The sequence below is a fragment of the Vermiculatibacterium agrestimuris genome (genome assembly GCF_943193085.1).
Lineage (GTDB): Bacteria > Bacillota > Clostridia > Oscillospirales > Oscillospiraceae > Vermiculatibacterium > Vermiculatibacterium agrestimuris.
Window position 1 is genome coordinate 51,135 of sequence record NZ_CALPCU010000013.1, and the last position, 18,705, is coordinate 69,839.

The 18,705-nt window shown below is 60.1% G+C and carries 18 protein-coding genes; 5 read left to right on the forward strand and 13 right to left on the reverse strand.

The genetic code is table 11. The features are described 5' to 3' along the window. Positions 1 to 12: 12 nt before the first annotated feature. The 4 genes from NFR87_RS06200 (at position 13) to NFR87_RS06215 (ending at position 5,718) form a co-directional block, all read left to right on the forward strand. A complete protein-coding gene (locus NFR87_RS06200; protein ID WP_251447846.1) occupies positions 13 to 624 on the forward strand; it encodes an HAD family hydrolase in 612 nt (203 codons plus the stop codon). A 48-nt stretch (positions 625 to 672) separates the two neighbouring features. Then, positions 673 to 2,091 carry a hypothetical protein gene (locus NFR87_RS06205; RefSeq protein ID WP_251447849.1) on the forward strand — a complete coding sequence of 473 codons (1,419 nt, stop codon included), beginning with the start codon at positions 673 to 675 and terminating at the stop codon, positions 2,089 to 2,091. A 146-nt stretch (positions 2,092 to 2,237) separates the two neighbouring features. Next, complete coding sequence (locus tag NFR87_RS06210) at positions 2,238 to 4,070, forward strand: ABC transporter permease (RefSeq protein WP_251447852.1); 1,833 nt, start codon at positions 2,238 to 2,240, stop codon at positions 4,068 to 4,070. A 1-nt stretch (position 4,071) separates the two neighbouring features. Then, positions 4,072 to 5,718: an ABC transporter ATP-binding protein gene (locus NFR87_RS06215; RefSeq protein WP_251447855.1), complete on the forward strand. Its 1,647-nt coding sequence runs from the start codon at positions 4,072 to 4,074 to the stop codon at positions 5,716 to 5,718. 91 nt (positions 5,719 to 5,809) lie between these two features. Here the strand turns inward: NFR87_RS06215 and NFR87_RS06220 are convergent, their stop codons facing one another. The 13 genes from NFR87_RS06220 to allB all read right to left on the reverse strand — a co-directional run bounded on the left by NFR87_RS06220 (position 5,810) and on the right by allB (position 17,143). Continuing rightward, positions 5,810 to 6,682 (reverse strand): fumarylacetoacetate hydrolase family protein, encoded by an 873-nt coding sequence (locus tag NFR87_RS06220; RefSeq protein WP_251447858.1) that lies wholly within the window; start codon positions 6,680 to 6,682, stop codon positions 5,810 to 5,812. Between the two features lie 15 nt (positions 6,683 to 6,697). Further along, positions 6,698 to 7,555, reverse strand: a complete 858-nt coding sequence (locus NFR87_RS06225; RefSeq protein WP_251447861.1) for a hypothetical protein — start codon at positions 7,553 to 7,555, stop codon at positions 6,698 to 6,700. Then, a complete protein-coding gene (ptsP, locus tag NFR87_RS06230; protein ID WP_251447864.1) occupies positions 7,552 to 9,210 on the reverse strand; it encodes a phosphoenolpyruvate--protein phosphotransferase in 1,659 nt (552 codons plus the stop codon). The genes NFR87_RS06225 and ptsP overlap by 4 nt, the downstream gene beginning before the upstream one ends. 17 nt (positions 9,211 to 9,227) lie before the next feature. Further along, positions 9,228 to 9,485, reverse strand: coding sequence for an HPr family phosphocarrier protein (locus tag NFR87_RS06235; RefSeq protein ID WP_251447867.1), 258 nt, complete (start codon positions 9,483 to 9,485; stop codon positions 9,228 to 9,230). A 10-nt stretch (positions 9,486 to 9,495) separates the two neighbouring features. Next, a complete protein-coding gene (locus NFR87_RS06240; protein WP_251447870.1) occupies positions 9,496 to 9,903 on the reverse strand; it encodes a PTS sugar transporter subunit IIA in 408 nt (135 codons plus the stop codon). Between the two features lie 16 nt (positions 9,904 to 9,919). Beyond that, positions 9,920 to 10,717 carry a class II fructose-bisphosphate aldolase gene (locus tag NFR87_RS06245; protein ID WP_251447873.1) on the reverse strand — a complete coding sequence of 266 codons (798 nt, stop codon included), beginning with the start codon at positions 10,715 to 10,717 and terminating at the stop codon, positions 9,920 to 9,922. A 12-nt stretch (positions 10,718 to 10,729) separates the two neighbouring features. Further along, the gene (locus NFR87_RS06250) at positions 10,730 to 11,581 is read right to left on the reverse strand and encodes a class II fructose-bisphosphate aldolase (protein ID WP_251447875.1); all 852 of its coding nucleotides are present in this window, start codon (positions 11,579 to 11,581) and stop codon (positions 10,730 to 10,732) included. Between the two features lie 103 nt (positions 11,582 to 11,684). Next, positions 11,685 to 12,770 carry a 2-hydroxyacid dehydrogenase gene (locus tag NFR87_RS06255; protein WP_251447878.1) on the reverse strand — a complete coding sequence of 362 codons (1,086 nt, stop codon included), beginning with the start codon at positions 12,768 to 12,770 and terminating at the stop codon, positions 11,685 to 11,687. Positions 12,771 to 12,846: 76 nt separating this feature from the next. Beyond that, a complete protein-coding gene (locus NFR87_RS06260) occupies positions 12,847 to 13,695 on the reverse strand; it encodes a PTS system mannose/fructose/sorbose family transporter subunit IID (protein ID WP_251447881.1) in 849 nt (282 codons plus the stop codon). Next, a complete protein-coding gene (locus tag NFR87_RS06265; RefSeq protein WP_251447884.1) occupies positions 13,688 to 14,458 on the reverse strand; it encodes a PTS mannose/fructose/sorbose/N-acetylgalactosamine transporter subunit IIC in 771 nt (256 codons plus the stop codon). Before NFR87_RS06265 ends, NFR87_RS06260 begins: the two co-directional genes overlap by 8 nt. Positions 14,459 to 14,484: 26 nt before the next feature. Next, the gene (locus NFR87_RS06270; RefSeq protein WP_251447887.1) at positions 14,485 to 14,976 is read right to left on the reverse strand and encodes a PTS sugar transporter subunit IIB; all 492 of its coding nucleotides are present in this window, start codon (positions 14,974 to 14,976) and stop codon (positions 14,485 to 14,487) included. 53 nt (positions 14,977 to 15,029) lie between these two features. Beyond that, positions 15,030 to 15,752 carry an aspartate/glutamate racemase family protein gene (locus NFR87_RS06275; RefSeq protein WP_251447890.1) on the reverse strand — a complete coding sequence of 241 codons (723 nt, stop codon included), beginning with the start codon at positions 15,750 to 15,752 and terminating at the stop codon, positions 15,030 to 15,032. 29 nt (positions 15,753 to 15,781) lie between these two features. Further along, positions 15,782 to 17,143, reverse strand: coding sequence for an allantoinase AllB (gene allB / locus NFR87_RS06280; RefSeq protein WP_251447893.1), 1,362 nt, complete (start codon positions 17,141 to 17,143; stop codon positions 15,782 to 15,784). Between the two features lie 278 nt (positions 17,144 to 17,421). On the opposite strand from allB, the gene NFR87_RS06285 reads away from it, so the two are divergent. Then, positions 17,422 to 18,645: a CdaR family transcriptional regulator gene (locus tag NFR87_RS06285; RefSeq protein WP_251447896.1), complete on the forward strand. Its 1,224-nt coding sequence runs from the start codon at positions 17,422 to 17,424 to the stop codon at positions 18,643 to 18,645. Positions 18,646 to 18,705 lie beyond the last annotated feature (60 nt).

Consider the following 18,705-nt stretch of genomic DNA (forward strand, 5'->3'; position numbering starts at 1 on the left):
AGGGGAATTTTCATGATCAAAAATGTAATTTTTGACGTGGGCGGCGTGCTCATGGACTTTGACACTGGAGCCCTGTGCCGGGCACTGACCGAGAACGAGGCGGACGCCCAGCTCCTCGATGCGGAGACCTTTGGTCACCCGGACTGGATCTCCCTGGATCGGGGCGTACCTGAGGCGGCGGTACTGGCTGGGTTTCAGTCGCACCTGCCCCAGCGCCTGCATGCCGCCGCCGCCGAGCTGCTCAAGCGTTGGGATGAGTGGCTGACGCCGGAGAAGGATATCAACGCTCTGGCTTTGGAGCTGGATGCCATGGGGATCCAAGTGTATATCCTTTCCAACACCTCTCCGGAGTTTTACCGCTTCAGCAAACGGATCCCGGCCTGGCCGGTGGTGAAGGGCTGCATCCTCTCCTTTGAGGAGAAGCTCCTGAAGCCTGATCCGGAGATCTACCGCCGCCTGTTGTCCAGGTTCGGACTGGCTCCGGGGGAAAGCTTCTTTGTGGATGACAACCATTTGAATATCGAGGCTGCCAAGTGGTGCGGCCTGAAAGGGGAGCTCTACCGGCACGATATCGTGCGCCTGCGGGCGAGCCTGCGGGCCGAAGGGGTAGAGGTAAAACCCTGAAACATAGCAAAGAACTGCTTTTAATAACAGAAGGGAGATCATATGGTTATGACTGGGTTTAAACGTATTTTATCCGGTTCCCTGGCGCTGAGCCTGTGCCTGTCTCTGGCCGGCTGCGGCGGCAACAACAATCCCCCGGCGGAGAGTAAGGCGGCCGATCCCGCCCCGGCTCAGTCCCAGGCGGCCGATCCCGCCCCCGCCACGCCGGACACCTCCAACATGAGCGAGGTGGAGAAGATCATCGCCGAGGCTGAGACCATGACCCTGGAGGAGCTGGCGAAGAAGGCCATTGAGGAGTCCAACGGCAAGACCTTCCATGCCGTGGGCAACTCCAGCCGCACCCCCACCGCCATTACCAACTTTATTGCCTACCTCCAGACCATCGAGCCCAGCTATACGCTGGAGGAGGACTGGCAGACCCCCAAGAACAATAAGATCTTCGATCAGCTCACCGCCGACTCTCTGAAGGACACCGGCACCTTTGCCATGACCCTCATTCAGGACGGCAACCAGATCGAGAGCAAGATGGTGCAGACCGGCATCCTGGATACCTTTATCCCCAAGGAGTGGGCCGAGGCCAAGGGTACGACCGCCGACGAGTGGACCGGTTATCTGCCCATGCAGACCGGCAGCAAGGTCTTTATGTATAACAACCAGGGCAGCAAGACCTACGACAACTGCTGGGACTTCGTGGCCGAGGGCGAGCACGGCCTGTACATGGACATCGACTCTGAGATCGTGGGCAAGAACTTCCTCTATATGCTGACCCGGGACGACTATGCCGCCTGGCTCAAAGAGGCGTATGAGGCGCTTTCTGCCGAGGAGCAGGCTTACTTCACGCCCGTCATTGACGAGATGGCCGCAGACGCCACCGATTTGGGCCTTGGCCCCGATGGAAAGTATGCCCTGGCCTGGATCAAGCTGTGGGTGGAGTCCTACAATGCCCAGACCGACGATGGCCCCATCTGTAATATCCTGGTGGATAAATCCGCCGCCGACCAGTTCGGCCTGCTGGTCTACTCCAAGCTGCGCAGCGTGGAGGAATCCGCCTCCATTTCCAAGAACAACATCAATGTGGCCGCCTATCAGGACGGCTATCAGGGTATCGGCGGCTACGGCTACTGCCACTACCTGTTCGTCACCGACAACAGCCCCCTGCCCTGGACTGCCTGCGCGCTCATCGCCTTTATCACGGAGACGGTGGACGGATACTCCGCCTGGGGCAAGGACATGGGCGGCTATTCCTCCAACCCCGAGCTGGCCGCTGAGATCGAAGAGGTCTACCAGCACTCCAAGGGCGGTATGGCTGAGGATGGCGTCACGGTAGAGTTTCCCGCCAAGAACGACCGTGGCTACGACTGGTGGTCTACGGAGGGCAAGCTGGTTCTGGAGGATCCCGAGTACTGCGCCGACGTGGCCTTTACCGTGGGCTCCTGGATCGAAATGCTGACCAAGTACGCCGCCTGAGATATCCCCATTTTCCTGTCTATGACCAGCCTGAGGACAGGGCTGCGGTGAAACAATAGCGGAAAAGGCACCCCCGGGGCGGTGTACCTGCCGCGCCGGGGGCGCCTTTTTTCCCAAGTCCTCCATTCTCAAGAGAGGAGCTGCCTATGAACGAGAACACCACCCTGGCCGCCAGTCCGTCGGCCATTTGGCTCAACAAGATCAAGACCTTTTTTTCCAAGCCCTACAATGTGATCCTGCTGCTGTTTGGCATCGTGGTGACGGTGACCACCATCGCCCCCATCCTGGCCATTATTCAGGACACCTTTAAGATCCACCCCGGTACCATCGACCAGCACCTCACCGGCATGGCCTCTGGCTATACGGCGGTGAACTACATCGACCTGTTTACCAGCAAGATGGCAAAGGCCAACCTTTGGACGCCTCTGCTCAACACGGTCTGGCTGGCGGTGGGCACCTGCATCGTGTCCATCCTCTTCGGCGGCATTTTCGCCTTTCTCATCACCCGAACCAACCTGGCCTGGCGGAAGTATCTCAGCTCCATCTTCATCTTCCCCTATATCATGCCCCAGTGGACGCTGGCGGTGGTGTGGCAGAACCTCTTTAACTCCAACGCCGTTACCGGCACCTCCAACGGCCTGCTGGCCACCCTGTTCAGCATCAACATGCCCATGTGGTGGTGTAAGGGCCTGTTCCCCAGCCTCATGGTGCTGGGCCTCCACTACGCCCCCTTTGCCTATATCCTTATTGGCGGCATCTTCCGCAACATGGACGCCAACCTGGAGGAGGCGGCCACCATTCTGGACACCCCCCGGTGGAAGATCGCCTTCCGGGTGACCCTGCCCATGGTGAAGCCTGCCATCCTCTCCACCATTCTGCTGGTCTTCGGCTCGGCCATGGGCTCCTACCCGGTGCCCCATTACCTGGGCCTGACCACCCTCTCCACCAAGTACGTGTCCATGAACTCCAAGTATACCGGCGAGGCCAGCATCCTGGCCATCATTATGATGGTCTTCGGCGTGGCCATTATGATGCTCAATCAGATGAGCCTGAAAAGCCGCAAGAGCTATACCACCGTTACCGGCAAGTCCGGCCAGATCTCCAAGATCAACCTGGGCAAGGTGGGCCGGTACGTCATCGCCCTTGTGCTGGTCATCGTGACCTTCTTCACCAGCATTTTCCCCATCGTCTCCTTCGCCTTCGAGACCTTCCTGCCCAATCCCGGCGACTACTCCTTCCTCTACACCGGGGATACCTCCAACCTGACCACCAAGTGGTGGGTCACCGACGAGAACGTCACGGAGAACGGTATGTACGGTCAGAAGGGTATCCTCCACAATGAGACCATCTGGAGGGCCTTCCGGGGCACCATGCTGGTCAGCGTGGCCTGCGCGCTCCTGGCGGGCACCATCGGTACCCTTATCGGCTACGCCGTCTCCAAGAACCGACGAGGGCGATGGGCAAGCTACGTCTACAATATGGCGTTTTTGCCCTATCTGATGCCCTCTATCGCCGTGGGCGCGGCCTTCTTCATTCTGTTCTCCAACCAGCATATTAACCTCTTTAACACCTATACGCTGCTCATCATCACCGGTGTCATCAAGTACATCCCCTTTGCCAGCCGTACCTCCCTCAACTCCATGCTCCAGCTCTCCGGTGAGATCGAGGAGGCGGCCATCATCCAGAACGTGCCCTGGATCAAACGGATGAGCCACATCATCATCCCCATCCAGAAGTCCTCCATCATCTCCGGCTACATGCTCCCCTTCATGACCTGCCTGCGGGAGCTGAGCCTGTTCCTGCTGCTGTGTACCCAGGGCTTCATCCTCTCCACCACGCTGGACTACTTTGACGAGATGGGCCTCTACGCCTTCTCCAGCGGCATCAACCTGATCCTTATCATCACCATTCTCGTGTTCAACACCCTTGTCAACAAGCTCACCGGAGCCAGTCTGGACGAGGGGATAGGAGGTAACTGATATGCCGAAAATCGAACTGACCCATGTGACCAAGCGGTGGGATAAATTCTACGCCGTGGACGATCTGGATCTGGTCATTGAGGATAACGCCTTTGTCACTCTGCTGGGCCCCTCAGGCTGCGGTAAGACCACCACCCTGCGGATGATCGCCGGACTGGAGACCCCCACCTCGGGCCGCATCACCATCGGCGACACCGTGGTCTTCGACTCGGAGGCGGGCATCAACGTGCCCCCCAACAAGCGGAAGGTGGGCTTCCTGTTCCAGAACTACGCCCTCTGGCCCAACATGACGGTCTACCAGAACATCTCCTTCGGTCTGACCAATGTGAAGGAGGAGCTGCCCAAAATCGACCTGGAGGCCCGGAAGACCGCCGCCCTCATCAAGGCGCTGAAGCGGCCTGACGACGTGGTGAAGACCATCCAGGAGTGTGTGGACAAAAAGGGTAAGCTGGATGTGAACAAAGCCCACATTAAGCTCATTGACCGCTATGAGATCTCCATCTACACCGCCAAAGAGCTCATGGGCTACAAGCTCCACGAGTCCATGGAGCCGGCCACCATCGCCCAGGCCAAGCTCTCTGAGCTGGAGAAGGCGCTGGAGGCGGCCAGGGCCAAATGCCAGAGCGAGGGGTGCACCTTCTCTGACGACTTTACCTACCTGAAAGACGGCAAGCCGGTCACCAGCGTGCGCAAGCTCTCCAAGGAGGAGATCGACCTCAGTGTGCGCCGGGTGGCCCGGATCGTGAAGATCGGCATGTTTATGGACCGCTACCCCGCCGAGCTCTCCGGCGGCCAGCAGCAGCGGGTGGCCATCGCCCGTACTCTGGCTCCCGAGCCCTCGGTGCTGTTCATGGACGAGCCTCTTTCCAACCTGGACGCCAAGCTGCGTCTGGAGATGCGCTCTGAGCTCCAGCGGCTCCACCTGGAGACCGGCTCCACCTTCGTCTACGTCACCCACGACCAGATGGAGGCCATGACCCTGGCCACCAAGATCTGCCTGATCGAAAACGGTGTGCTTCAGCAGTACGACGCGCCCCTGACGGTCTATGGCCAGCCCAACAACACCTTTGTGGCCGACTTTGTAGGAAACCCCGCCATCAATTTTGTGGAGGGCAAGGGCAGTCAGAACGCCGACGGCTCCATTGGCCTGACCATCTTCGACGGCACCCGGGTCACCTTTACCCCCCAGGCCCCCATCCAGGTGGCCGACTGGTTCGCCCAGGCCGACGCCGAGGATGAGCACAAGCGTCAGCTCATGGCGGAAAAGGCCACCCAGAAGGGCTATGTGGAGAAGGGCAACAAGGACACGGTCTTCCGCTACCACGTGGCCCTGGTGGACGAGGAGGAGGACTTCGGCGACGAGGTGGAGCTCACCGACGAGGACTTCGTCCTGGGCGTCCGGCCCGAGTTCCTGCGCATCTCCGACGACGGGGCCCTGGAGGGGGAGATCTACTCCGCCATGCCCACCGGCATGGAGACCACCGTCAAAGTGCGGCTGGGAGAGTACCTCCTCACCGGCGTGGTCTTCGGCGGCGTGCTCTACCAGATCGGGCAGAAGGTTCGCCTGGACTTCCGGGGAGAGGATATCGTCCTCTTCAGCCGCAGGAACGGCCGCCTCATCACCCAGGGCCGACTGACCATCCAATAAAAAAGAAAAAGGACACAAAAAGAGGCGGCGGGAAAATTCCCGCTGCCTCTTTTTGCAGGGAAGGGAGAAAAAAGAGAGTTTGAACGCCCCGTCAAGGGGACGGAGGTTCCGGAATAAAGGGGGTGGTAAGCCTGCCCAAAGCGTCGATCTCCACCGTGACCACATCGCCGGGCGCCAGCCACTTTCGCTCCGGTTCCGGCTGGAGCATAATGTGGCCCACGGAGGTGCCGGTGAGCAGAACATCCCCCGGGTTGAGGGTAAAGAAACGGGAGATCCCCGCCACCAGCTCCGCCACCGGCTGGATCATGTCGTCAGTACAGAAATCCTGAAGGATCTCACCGTTGACCCCGGCCCGCACCCGCAGGGCGTTGGGGTCGGGCACCTCGTCCCGGGTGACCAGATAGGGGCCGATGGGGGTAAAGCCGTCGCAGCACTTTCCGGGCAGCCAGGAGGTGGTCATGTTCTGAAGATCCCGGGCCGATACGTCGTTGGCGCAGCAATAGCCCGCCACGTAGTCCAAGGCGGTTTTGGAAGGCACCAGCCGCGCTGTTTTTCCCATGACCACGGCCAGCTCCCCCTCAAAGTCCACCTGGGTGGAGTTGCGGGGCAGAGCCACGGCCTGACCGCTTCCCCGGACAGACTCGCCGAATTTGGGGAAGAGGTGGGGGAAGTCGGGGCGGGGGAGCTTCTGCTGCTCCATATAGCGGATGTAATTGAGCCCCACGCCGATGATCTTGCCCGGCCGGAGCACGCAGGGCGCAAGGCACAGCTCCTCTTCGGGGAGAAGGGGGGCCTCCGTGCGGAGGAAGGGCTCCAGAGCGTCCGGCAGGGCCGGGCCGGTGCGGAGCAAGTCGTCTGTGTGGGTCAATGCGCCATGGCTCGCCGCGGTGAGATCCAATACGCCCTCTTGGCGCCACAGGCCCAGATGGAGCGCATCCCCGGCGTAAAAATTCAGCAGCTTCAAGCGATCCTCTCCCTGTCAGTTTTCTTCCAGCTGTTGGGCCGCGCGCTGTACCTGATACATGGTGTTGCCGTGCTCGGCAACGTATTGAAAACACGCCCGGGCCTTCTTGGGGTTCGACGTCCGGAGGACTTGCCCCATCAGGTATTTGGTGTATACCTGCTGATACTCATTGGTGCTGACCCGCTCCCAGATCTCCAGGGTCTTGCGGCACTCGTCCAGCTTTTCCTCGTGGAGGTTGCGGTAAAACTCCACGCTGTTCAGGGTGCCGATGATCTGGGCCACAGCCTGGTCGTTGGTCTTATATTGGTCGTACATCTTGTTCAGCCGCTCAATGTATTCCGGGAAGCGGGAATAGTCCTCCCGCTCCGCGTCCAGCTTGGCATGGAGGTCGATGACGAAGGTGGCCATGCCGGAGCGGATGGCGGGCTCGATGCGCTCCAGGGTCTCCAGGGCCTCGTCAAATTCGCCCGCGGCGTACAGCGCGGAGCACAGCTGGATCTCCAGCATCAGCTTCTGCCGCTTTTTTGCCCTGCCGCAGAGCATGCGCAGGAGCGTGACATATTTTACCGGGTCGCAGTCGTGATAGAGGATCCCCTCGGGCAGCTGGTAGAGGACGAGTCTGCACCCGTGGAGGAACAGGACGCCCAGCACCGCCAGGATGGCCAGGATCACCACCGCCGGGATGGGCCAGCGCCATTGCAGGATCCAGTTGGCCGCGAGAAGCAGGATCAGTGCCGCCTCCGCCACAAGGACGAGCCTGTAGCGGAAGAACTTTCCATTGAGGTTTTTCGCGCACTCCTCGGTGGACGCGGTCTGGTAGAAGGAGGCCGCCGCATCCGCCTGCTCTTGGTGAAGGGTGTCCTTTTCGCTCATGCTCTCAACTCCTCCGGCAGCATTACCTCTGCCGTGTTCGTCTCAATGATCTGCTTTTTCAGCCGCGGGATGCTGCCCGAGGCCACGGAGAATTCATCCAGCCCCAGCTTGAGGAGAATGGGGATCAGCCGCGCGTCGGCGGCCGCCTCACCGCACATGCCGGCCCAAATGCCGGCCTTGTGGGCGTTGTCAATGGCCATGCGGATAAACCGGAGCACCGCCGGATCCATAGCGTCATAAAGCTGGCCGATCTGGGCGTTCATCCGGTCGCAGGCCAGGGTGTACTGGGTCAGGTCATTGGTGCCGATGCTGAAGAAGTCCACGTGCCTGGCCAGCCGGTCGCTCATGATGGCCGAGGCGGGGGTCTCGATCATAATGCCCCACTCGATGTTCTCCGCCACCGGGATGCCCTCGGCTGTGAGCCGGGCTTTTTCCTCATCGGCGATGGCCCGGGCCTGGATCACCTCAGACTCCGAGATGATCATGGGGAACATGACCGCCAGCTCGCCGTAGACGGAGGCCCGCAGCAGCGCCCGCAGCTGGGTGCGGAAAAGCTCCGGCCGGCTCAGGCAGATGCGGATGGCCCGGTAGCCCAGGGCCGGATTTTCCTCCCTGGGGAGATCCAGACAGTCGGTGTGCTTGTCGGCGCCGATGTCCAGCGTCCGGACGACCACCTTGCCCGGCTTCGTGGCCTCCAGGATGGCCTTGTAGGTCTGGAATTGCTCCTCCTCCGAGGGCAGCTGGGCGCGGTCCATGTAGAGAAACTCGCTGCGGAAAAGACCGATGCCCATGGCGCCATTTTGAACGGCCTTCCGGGCGTCGGCCACATCTGCCGCATTGGCGCACACCTCCACGGCCCTGCCGTCCCGGGTGACAGGCGCCTGCTTGGCGTACCGCTCCAGCTCCTCCCGCTCCTGTCGGAAGGCCGCCAGCTTTTCCTGGTAGGTCTGCAGGGTGGCCTCGTCCGGGTCGAGGATGACCTGGCCGGCGGCGCCGTCCACGATGATGACGGCCCCATCCAGACCCTCGCCGATCTCCCCGCCCAAGGCGGCCACCGCCGGAATACCCATGATCCGGGCCAGAATGGCGGAATGGGAGAACTCAGAACCCTTTTCCGTCACAATGGCCTGAATGAGGGCCTTGTCCAGGGAGACGGTCTGACTGGGGGTCAGATCCTCGGCGGCGGCGATATAGGGCTGGGTGGGGGCGGCCGGGGCCGCCTCCTCACCGTTGAGCTTGCGGATGAGCCGCTGGGAGATATCCTTGATATCCGCCGCCCGCTCCCGCATGAATACATCCTCCATAGAGGCGAACATCTCGGCAAATTCAGCGCCGGTCTGCTCCACGGCGGCCTGTGCCGACATGGCTTCGGCGGTGATATAGTTTTCAATGGATTCGGTGTAGTCCGGATCCTCCAGTAGCATCCCGTGGACGCTGAAGATCTCCGCGGCCTTTTCGCCCACCTTTTCCAGCGCCTCCTGGAAAAGGGCGTCCAGCTCCTCTTTGGCCTGCCGGACGGCGTCCCGCAGCAGCGCCAGCTCCTGGGCGCTGTCGCTTGCGGTGCGGCGCTCCACCTTGGCGGTGTGGGGCTTCAAAAACCGGACTGTTCCGATCGCGTATCCATCTGACGTCCCGATCCCGCGCAGTGTTTTCATCCCTTGTCCATCTCCTGTCAAAGGTTCTCTTCGCAAAATTGCTTTAGATCGGCGCAGACCGAATCTTCGTCCGGCCCTTCGATCTCAAAGGTGACGCTCTCGCCCTTCTTGACCGCCATTTTCATAATGGCGATCAGCCGGTTGCACGCCGCCTCTTTGCCGCCGCACTTGAGGGTGACCTTGCTCTGGTACTGGGCGGTCTTTTTGGCGATCAGGCCGGCGGGCCGTGCATGGAGGCCCATTTCGTCGGTCACGACGCAGGTAAATGATTTCATGGCTGATCCCTCACTCTTCACTTAATGCCTTGATCACGTCTACGATGCTCTCCTTGGACTCGTCCACCAACTGCTTGGCCAGTTCTTCCTTGTCCACCATGTTCCGCAACTCGGCGGCGTTGATGAGCATGGGCATGTTCACGCCCGTGATCAGGAGCATTTCAGGCAGCTCCTGGGTCAGAATGGCGGCCACACGGAAGGGAGTCCCGCTGAAGATGTCGCACAGAACGATCACATTGTTGTTGTAAGCGGCGCAGGCCGCTCTGAGGTTTGCCTCAAAATCCTCGGGGGACATGTCGCCCTTCAGGGGCACCGGCGTCACGTCGGGAAGCTCGCCGAAGACCATCTGGGCCGACCGGATGAGCTCCTCACAGAAGACGCCGTGGCTGGTGACAACGATCCCGTATTTTTCTGTCATACGTTATCCCTCCTGGTCAAAAGCGGTTGTGGGCGTTGAGCAGGTGCGCGCAGGAGGCGAGCTTGTCGCAGAAGCCCTCCTGCACGGCGGCCTGGAGCTTGGTCAGACCTCTTCTGTCCGTCTCCGGCTGGGAGACCAGGTCGACGGCGGCCTTCACCGCGGCGGCGGAAAGGCTCTCGGAGAAGGTGACTCTGGAAAGCCCGGTGCGGGCGGCCAGCTTCAGACACTCGCCCAGGGTGAAGATCTCGCCCCGGATGCCGATCTGCAAAACGGTGGCGTCATAGAGGGCCCACAGCTTTCGGGCCAAGCCCACCTCGTAGGTCTCGCCGGCGTCCTTGGGGGCGCGGCCCGTTATCAGGATGCCGCCGGCCTGCACCCGGCTGACGGCGGCCATAAGCTCGTCCGTCCGGTCGAGAAGCCCGCAGTCCAGCTCCACCGCCGCCTCCAGCCGCGCGCCCATGGCTCTGCACAGGTGGGCCGTCTCTTTGAGAAGGGCCTGGTCGCAGGTGATGGGCATGACGATGTTGGTGTAGCCCGCCATAACGGCGCGGATGGCAGTTTCAAAGCTCTCACAGTGCTCCAGGCTGAGTCCGGCGGGAACCTGAGAGAACATGGCGGAGAATTTCTCCGTCAGCTCCGCGGCCTCCTCCAAGGACATATCCGCCTCGTTTTCGACGCCCACGATCAGAGGGCTTCTCCGGCTGGCGGCCGTCTGGAAGCACCACTTGATGGAGTCCCGGCTGTATACGGCGGGGGAGGGGATGGCGTGGCCGCGGTAGGAGTCTGTGATCAATTTTGTGATTTGTGTCAACATGATGCGTCCTCCTTATAAGCGGCCCGCGTTGCCGATGGCGGTCATAAAATCCGTCAGCTGGGCCACGTAGGCGTCCCGAATGACCCGGTTGAGCTCCGCCGTGCTGACACAGCCGCCCTGTTCCAGCAGCCTGCCCTTTGCCGCCTGCATACCGGCGTTGAGAAGCTCGCCCTGCACATTGAATTTGGAGATGCCCAGCTGGGCCGACTTCCGGAGCTTTTCCTCTCCCAGGAAGGAGCAGCCGTGCATGACCAGGGAGACGGGCACAGTGGCCTTGAGCTCCTGGATCAGGTCGTAGTGCATGATGGCCTCCTGATCCTTCACGTCTCCGTGGTAGGAGCCCACCGCCACGGCGATGGCGTCCACGCCGGTGGCCAGGGCGAACTTGCGGGCGGAGGGGGCGTTGGTGAGGGTGCCCTCCCGCTGCTCCAGGGAGGCGTCCCGGGTCTGGGCGCCGCCCAGGGCGGCCTCTACGCTGACATTTGCGGCGTGGGCCAGCTTGACCGCCTCCAGGATGGCGGCGGCGTTTTCCTCATCGGACAGGTCGGAGCGATCCACCATGACGGCGGTGAAGCCGGCCTGGATGGCCCGGGCGGCGTCCTCGTAGGAGCGGCCGTGATCCAGGCACAGTCCCATGGGGACTTCGGGATATCTGGCCGCGTAATACTTCACGCCGTCGGCCAGCTCCTCGGCGGACATGCCGTCGTTTTTCCAGGCGTGGTAACAGATGATAAAGGGCGCTTTCAGGGTGGAAGCCGTTTCAAAGCACCACTTGATACATTCAAAATCCAGGGGACAGGGGGCGGCGATGCCATAGCCGGCGGCGGCCGCCTCCTTTGTGAGTTGATCCACTCGTACTAACATGTCATCCTCCTTGTGTGACTTCGTCAAGGGACAACGAGGCACTTTACCGATGAATGGATTGCCCGCGGGCCGGCCTGTGCCGGCCCGCGGGCAATCCTCTCGCTTAGAAAAATTCCTTTTCCGCTTCCTTGGCCCACGCCTTGTAGGCGTCGGTCTCCACGGTGTCCTTCGTCACCAGCTGGGGGACTTTCTCGCCCCGGATGGTGGACAGAACGGCGCTCACCACCAGCTTGGCGGCATAGTCCCGGGCGGCCATCACGCCGCCGGCCATGTGGGCGGTGACGGTGCAGTTGTCCAGCTTTCTCCAGGGGCTGTCGGCGGGGAGGGGCTCCTCGGGGAACACGTCCAGGGCGGCGCCGCCGATGCGGTGGTTCTGCAGCGCCTCCAAAAGGGCGTCGTTATCCAGCAGGCCGGACCGGGCCGTGTTGACAAAGTAGGCGGTGGGCTTCATGGACTCGATCTCCTTGCGGCCCACAATGCCCCGGGTCTCCTCCACAAAACGGGCGTGGATGGTGACGATATCCGCCTGCTTAAACAGCTCCTCCTTGCTCACCGGAGTGTAGCCCAGGGCCTTGACGGCCTCGTCGTCCACAAAGGGGTCATAGACCAGGATCTCAGAGCCGAAGCCGGCGCACTTCTTGGCCACCAGCCGGCCGATCATACCGAAGCCGAACACACCCACCTTGCACTCCGCCATGTGGGGCAGATAGGGAGTGCTGGGCCACTCTTTTCTCCAGGAGTCCAGGTCGGTGGTCACGTCCTTATAGGAGCGGGCCACGTTGCGCAGCTCGGAGAGCATGATGGCCATGGTCATGTCGGAGACGGCCTCTGCATTTCTGCCCAGACCGTTGACCACCACGATCCCCCGGCGCTTGACCTCGTCCATGTCGATGTTTTCGATGCCGGCGCGGCAAAGGCCGATCACCTTCAGGTTGGGGAACATGTCCAGAACCTTTTTGGACAGGGGGGTGGTGATGCTTCCCACCAGAACGTCCACGTCGGTGTTGCGAAGCATACCGCCGGGGACGGGAACGGCGTCGGCACCCTGGGTCTCGATGATCTGCAGCGCCTCCATGCCGTACTCGGTGATCTCTTCCACGATGACCTCTACTGAGCCCTTGATCTGTTTGGCCGCATTGACAAACGCGTCCTTTTTGATCCCGTCATCCGCCAACAATAAAATTTTCATTTGATGCTACTCCTTTTGCTTATAATGTATCAAATTTTTCCCCCGAGAGCCTGTCAAAAGGAGGGGAGAGCCGTGATCAGAACAGGCCGATGAGCGCGCCGACGATGGAGATGACCAGGATGCCGAGAATGATCTTGATGGCGCTGACGTTCTTCTTGCTCATCAGATAGTAGGACAGCAAGACCGTGGTCAATGGCAGCAATCCCGGCAGGGCACCGTCCACGAAGGACTGCAGGGTGGCCACCTTCTCAGGCACCAGACCGTCGGCGGCCTCCTGGATGGTCACCTTCAGGGCGAACTGCGGCGTGACATAGTTGGCCGCCATAGCGCCCATGACGAACATGGCCAGAACGCCCATGGCGTCCATGACCTGGCGGAGCTTTTCGTTGCCGCCCTCCAGCAGGGTGTTCAGCGCGTCGGTGCCGAACTTGATGCCCTGCTTGAACCAGAAGATGCCGTTGAGCCACCGGGCGGCGCCGCCCAGGATATAGAAGCCCAGAGGGCCGAGGATGTTTCCGCTCAGAGCCATGGGGGTGAAGATGGCCATGCCCACAGGGCGGATGGTGGAGGTGAAGATGGTGTCGCCGAAGCCGGCCAGAGCGCCCATGAGGCCGGACTTGACCGCCTCCATGTCCTCCCGGTTGATCTCGGCGCCGTTGGCCCGGGCCTCCTCCATCTTGGCCACAATGGCGTTGATGACCATGCCGGTGGAGGGCTCGGTAATGTAATACTTATCGTTATAGAAAGTCATGCCGTCGATGACTTCCTGCTTGTTGTCGGGGTAAAGATCCTGCAGAATGGGGATCATGGAGGCGGCGAAGCCCGTTCCGAAGTTTCTCTGGAAAGTGTTTGCGTTATTGAAGAAGTTGATGCCGATAAACCAGGACTTGAGCAATGCTCTCTTGCTTAATTTTTTCTCAGCCATTGTTCGCAACCTCCTTATTCGACTTAGCCTGCATCAAAAGAATGGCCAGCAGAGCGCCAAAGATGGTCATGGCGATCATGGTAAGGCCCGCACCCTTGAGGAAGTACCAGATATAGAAGCCCAGCAGGAACAAAGGCAGGTAAGCTTTCTTGTTCATGGCCTGCAGGAAGATGGCGAAGCCGATGCCGGGCAGGAACTTACCGGCCACGGAGAAGCCGGCCATGAGCCAGTCGGGAATAACGGCCAGCAGGGAGTTCATGGCGTTCTGGCCGAAGTAGAGCACGCAGAAGAGCATGACAGCGCGCAGGGGGAAGGCGATGATGGCCGGATAGATGCTGTTGCCGAAGTAGTATTTCTTGGCGTTGCCCTCGGCCGCGGCCTTGTCCATGTAGTTCAGGCAGGCCAGGTTCAGGGTCTTCTGCAGGGGCTGGAGGAAGGTGCCGATGATGGTGAAGGGCACCGCGAAGGCGATGACAGTCTCGGTATCCAGGCCGGAGGCCATGGCGATGGGGATGGCCACGAAGCCGGCCAGGCACATATCCATCGTGGTCACGAAGCCCACGAAGGAGGGGGCCATGTTCAGGGTCTGAATGGTACCGCCCAGGATGGTGCCCGTGATGGGATCACCCATGATCAGGCCGATCAGAAGGCCGTGCACCACCGGCCACTGAAGGTTCTGGAAGTTCCAGAAGCTAAACCAATAGTTGTTGATGATCCAGTACAGCAGAGCAATTAAGACTGCCTGTACGACGCTGATTCCCATAGTGTTTCTCCTCTCTTATTTACAGTTTAGAATCCAGCTTTTTTCAATAGAGCCTGGGTATCTCCCTCCGCGTCAGGAGGCGTCAGCTGGCAGAAGACACGAACGCCGTTGTCGATCAGATACTGGAAGTTTGCCGCGTCTGCCTCTCCCACATAGCACTGGTTTGAGATCAGCTTCTTCCCGTTGGCGGAGGGCATAGTGCCGATCTGCAGGGCGTCGAAGCGATAACCTGCGTCCCAGGCCCGCTTGGCGGTGTCGGGCTCCTGGAACAGAACCATGACCCGGCCGTCGCCGAACTGATCCTTGTTCCACTCCTCCATGGCCGTGTCCAGCGTGTAGGTGTCACACTTCACGCCGCCGGGGACTGCCATCTGGTGGACTTTTGCCATAAAGGCGTTTTTCCCCAGGGTGTCCGAGATGATGATCACCCGCTTGATGGACAGCTGGGGGATCCAGGCCACGCAGACCTGACCGTGCACCAGTCTGTAGTCAAGTCTTGTCCAACAAAAACTTGCCATGCTATCTTCTCCTTTCGAGCGCAAGCGCGCACAGTTATCGTTCCCATGAACCGTTATTGAATGTACTCGTTTTTGTCCTGGGGCGGAAAGGCAAATTTCCGCAGCTTACTCTGCTTCAGCCCGGTGCTGACGAACATCTCCGCCGCTTTTACCGTGACGGTCACCGGGTCAAGGACGGGTATGCCCACCAGCTCCTGCAGCTCCTCGTCGTAGCCGCAAAGGCCCGCGCAGCCCAGAACGATCACGTCGGCCCCATCGGATCGGATGATCCCCTGCACCTGCTCCTTTAACTGCCGGAGGGTCTCCTCGCGGTTGGAGCAGGCGCTTTCCACATCCATTTCCACGCTTCTTACCGAGGCGCATTTCTGATCCAGCCGGTAGAGATGAACCAGATCCTCCTGATAGGGCACAAACTGAGAGATGTGAGAGATCACGGTGTATTTGTGCCCCAGAAGACAGGCGATGTACTGCGAAGTCTCGGAAATGCTGAGCACCGGGATGTTAAGGGCCTCCTTCAGGGCGTAGACGCCCACATTGCCGAAGCCCGCCAGGACGACGGCGTCCGGTTCCAGCTCCCTGCACCTGTCCAGCAGGGCCCGCTGCATGCTCCAGACAGATTGATAATCGGCAAAGGTACAGTCGATGCTCTTTGTACCCTTCGGATTGGTCAGGAAAAACAGCTGGGTATTGGGATCGGTGATCTTTCTGCGGGCGGACTTTTGGATGATGTCGGTGCACAGTTCACTGCTGTTGGGATTTGCCACAAGTATTTTCATTGATTCACCTCCTTCTTACTTCGGCCTGATCACTTTTTGCGCTTGAGATACCTGCCGAAGCCTTTTTCTCCCTCAATTTTCCCCTCCCGGTACACCACCTTTCCTCTCACGATCGTCATGACGGGCCAGCCCTTCAGCTTCACGCCGATGTAGGGCGACCATTTGCACTTCGATTTCAGCTCCTCCGACGTGATGGCCTTTTCCTTATGTAGATCCACCACGGTGAAGTCCGCGTCCGAGCCGATGGCCAGGCTCCCCTTCTCCGGGGCCAGGCCGTAGATCCGCGCCGTGCGGTAGCTGGTCATCTTCACCAGCTGGGGGATGGTGAGCTTTCCCTCATTGACGGCGTTGAGGAATACGGCGAGACTGGTCTCCACGCCGGGGATGCCGTTGGGGGCCAGGAAGATGTCCGCCTCGCCCCGCTGCTTTTCCTCCAGGGTGTAGGGGGAGTGGTCGCTGCCAATGTAGTCCACATAGCCCCTGGCCATCAGCTCCCACATCTCCTGCTGGTTTTCCCTGTCGTGCATGACGGGGGAGAACTTCAGATAGGGCCCCTTCTCGGCCATGTCCTCCTCGGTGAACTGGAACAGGTGGGGGGCCGACTCCGCCCAGACCTTGACGCCCCGCTCCTTGGCGCTTCGGATCAGCTTCAGGCCCTCCGCCGTGCTCACGTGAAGGATCACGCCCTCCGCGCCGGTCATTTCAAGGTAGTAGATGGCCCGGGCGATGGCCTCGATCTCCGCCTGCTTGGGATGGGTCATGTTGTAGGCCGGGCCGTCCTTCCGCCCGCTGGCCCTGACCCGCTCCTCCGCCACCTTCAGGATGCCCTCGCTCTCGGCGTGAATGATGGCCACGGCGTGCAGGGCGGCGATCTTCTCCAGCGTCCGGTAGAGCACATCGTCACTGACAAAGGGAAACTCCTTGACGGAGAAGCACATAAACATTTTTACGGCAGTGGCTCCGGAATGATTCCAGAGATCGTCCAAAAGCCCGGTGTTGTCCGCCGTGGCGCCGATATGGATGCCGTAATCCACGTAAGCCTTGCCCTCATAGGCCGCCTCCTTTTCCCTGAGGGCCTCGAAGGTGGTGGTGGGGGGAAGATCCAGCGGGTGGGACAGGACGGTGGTCACGCCGCCCGCGGCGGCGGCCATGGTGCCGTGCTCGAAATCCTCCCGCTGGGTGAAGCCGGGATCCTGAAAATGGATGTGGGGATCAATGACACCGGGCATCACGATCTTGCCCGCCAGGTCGATCACCTCGGCCGCCGGGGGCATGACGTCCTCTGCGCCGATCCAGGCGATCTTTCCGTCCCGCACGCCGACGGCGGCGTCGAATACCTCTTCCGTGTTGGCGATCTTTCCGCCCTTGAGGATCAGATCCAGCTGTTCCATAAATCGCATCCTCCTTTTAGAATCGGAGTCCTTCCACAGGCGTTGGCAAGGGCACAATCGTACATTTCATCCAAGAAAACTGGATTTCGCTCTAATAACATTCTACATTCTTTCCAAAGAAAGAGAATTGTTTGCTTGCACAATTGTTTTCTGGGTTTTAGGGGAGTATAATGAAAAAACAGACTGGCAGTTTATATAAAAATACCGTAAAATCCATGTTTTATTTGATTGTGCCTGTGCACGATTGCCCTTTTACCCAAAAAAGGAGGTTGGATTTTGTGAGAATTGATCATGACCTTGCACAATATATCGTGGACTATAACAAGCAGATCGTCAGCTATCAGATCAACATCATGAATCCTGACGCGGTCATCATCGCCTCTACCAACCCCGCCAGGATCGGCCAGCACCATTTCGGCGCCCAGCAGGTGCGGGAGACCGGAGAGGCCTATATCATCGATGAGGACTCCGCCCCTCATTATAAGGACAGTGTTCCGGGCATCACCATGCCCATCCGCTTCCGGGATGAGCTGATCGGGATGTTGGGGATCGGAGCGGGCAAGAGCAGCCAGCTGGTGGGAAGGATCCTGCTGAGCACCACGGAACTGCTGGTGGAGCAGTCCTATATCCAAAATGTCATGAGCGCGGAAAAGCAGATCCGCAACGAGTTTCTTACTCTGATCCTGCGGGATCCCTGGCAGGCGAATGAGATCTACTTCCGCCATCAGCTGCAGCTGAACCACATGGACATCCGGCAGCGGTATTTTGTGTGCAGCGCCTCCATCAAGGATGGCTACTTTCTGGAGGAAAAAAAGGGCCTGGCCGAGACGGAGGCCCTCAACTATGAGCGCACTGTAAACCGTGTGATCAGCAACATTCAAAGCATGGTCTTTCCCCATGAGCCCATCACGGTCTACCAGGCGGGTATGCTTACCCTGCTGCTCCCCTGCGGAGAGGGGAGCGGCGAGCGGGAGCTGTGCGGCAAGGATTCCGACTATATGAAAAAGGTCACTGCCGCATTGCACCGGCTGTTCGGCGACACCTACCGGGTGGGGATCGGCGGCTGTGCCGCGGACATGACGAAGATCCACGAGCGCTATCAGAGCTCCATTTATGCCATCGATATGGCGCAAAAGCTGGATATGAGGGAGCAGGTGCTCTCCTTCGACGATGTGTATCTGGAATATGAGATGCTGCTGCTTCCGGAGCTGGAGCAGGAAAAGTTCTGCCGGGATATCCTCAAATCTCTTTTGGATCCCGCCAACGAGCTCTGGCTCCACACGCTGGACGTCTTCTTCCAGATGGACAGGGGCACGGCGCCCACCGCGGATAAGCTGTTCATCCACCGCAATACCCTGCTGTTCCGCCTGAAAAAGATCCAGAGCATGACGGGGCTGGATCCCCAATCCTTCGGAGATTCCATCAAGCTCTACGCCGCTCTGGCGCTCTGGAAATGCAGGAAAAGCCGCCCCGCCCCGGCGCCCGGACAGGGGAGCCTGTGAGCGCCGCCGGGAGAAAAGACGACAAAAAAGAGAAGGGGGGGGGGGGGGGGGGGGGGGGGG